Annotated in this window: 2 protein-coding genes and 1 pseudogene; all 3 read right to left on the bottom strand. The window is 41.3% G+C overall.

Annotation, left to right across the window (positions count from 1 at the left end):
- Positions 1-199: 199 nt before the first annotated feature.
- Positions 200-484 (bottom strand): hypothetical protein, encoded by a 285-nt coding sequence (locus B5F88_RS20505; RefSeq protein ID WP_140402229.1) that lies wholly within the window; start codon positions 482-484, stop codon positions 200-202.
- Between the two features lie 141 nt (positions 485-625).
- Positions 626-787 (bottom strand): annotated as a pseudogene (locus B5F88_RS19580) (CD1845 family protein); the annotation flags it as partial.
- Between the two features lie 241 nt (positions 788-1,028).
- Positions 1,029-1,212 (bottom strand): hypothetical protein (locus tag B5F88_RS20940; RefSeq protein ID WP_204246281.1); only part of this gene is annotated, 184 nt, incomplete at its 5' end.

Raw genomic sequence — 1,212 nt, 5'->3', positions numbered from 1 at the left:
ACGCATCTTCACTTCCTTCAATCGCACCATAGGAAATCAATTCGCCCAAAGTTAAAGGTGTGGGCATTTGATTCGCAATAAAAGGATTATAAGGATTTTTCTGTTTCATATATAATGAGTTCTCCTTTTTCAACCTGTATGGAATCTCTGTGTGGCACCATGCAGGATGGTTACACAAAATTAAGGATAGTTTCTGTGACTAAGTATTCGGGGCAATTTGTTTAAAATTAGGTATGGTGCTTTTTATTTTTTCTAAATCATCAATATCTATCATCTTAGCCTGGTTTGGTATCTCAACTCTGCTAATTTGTATTCCTTTATTACAGCTTGAACACCAAATAGGAAGGTATCCAATATGTGTGATTGGACTTCCAATATATATATATTCAATACTCTCATTGCCACACTCAGGACAGATAAACTTTCTTGCAGAACAGTTGTTTTCAGGTATAAGTTTGAGTATTTCTAACCAATCTTTAAACATTTTATATTCTCCATTATCGTCTTTTTAAGAAAAGTATAGCACAATACTGTGAACAAATCTATTTCATATCAGCTCGTCAGCGGCACTCCTAATTGCATATAGGAACAGAACACCCTCTCCAGTGATGGAGAGGGTGCCTTTTTATCCGTAGATCAAATCCTGTATCGCATATTTGAGGCCCTGCACTTGGCTCAGCAGCCAAAAGGCCAGCTTCGGCAGCCCGAATGGGCTGATAAGGAACGCAATCACCAGCAGAATCAAGCCGTTTTGCGGAGAATATGCCACCAGCACAGCCACGCCCAGCGGAATGGATCTCGGCAGGACGGTGGGAAACTGTCGAGAGTCCGTGTCGTGGGTGCAGTAGATGCTCCAGGCCGCTTGCTTATCAGTTCTATTATAGTGGGTTTGGGGACTTTCTTCAATCCTGCTGTTGGGGCCTGGGGCCTTTATCGGCCTGTCAGCGTAGAAAGAGGGCAGTCGATTTCTCGGCTGCCCCTGTGGGTGGGCTATTTTATTGTGCCACTTGAAAACGGAAATTGAGGCATTAAATATGTTTTTTTATTGGTTGGTTTGAAATTTTCACTCTACTATCCTTTCTGTGCTTCATTATTAGTTGTTCCATAGTGTTAATTTCCCCAGTTTCTCCATCTATTGCAATCAATAGTGGTCCCTCTAGTTCAGTTCCTTCTTGAGTAAAAACTGTAAAACTAGCATCCCAATAACCATCC

It is taken from the genome of Flavonifractor sp. An306 (assembly GCF_002159455.1).
GTDB lineage: Bacteria > Bacillota > Clostridia > Oscillospirales > Oscillospiraceae > Flavonifractor.
This window is presented reverse-complemented; position numbering and strand designations above follow the sequence as displayed.

Bases quoted from the DNA above. Each gene is read 5' to 3' on its own strand.
- B5F88_RS20505 (WP_140402229.1), bottom strand. From the start codon at position 484: ATGTTTAAAGATTGGTTAGAAATACTCAAACTTATACCTGAAAACAAC.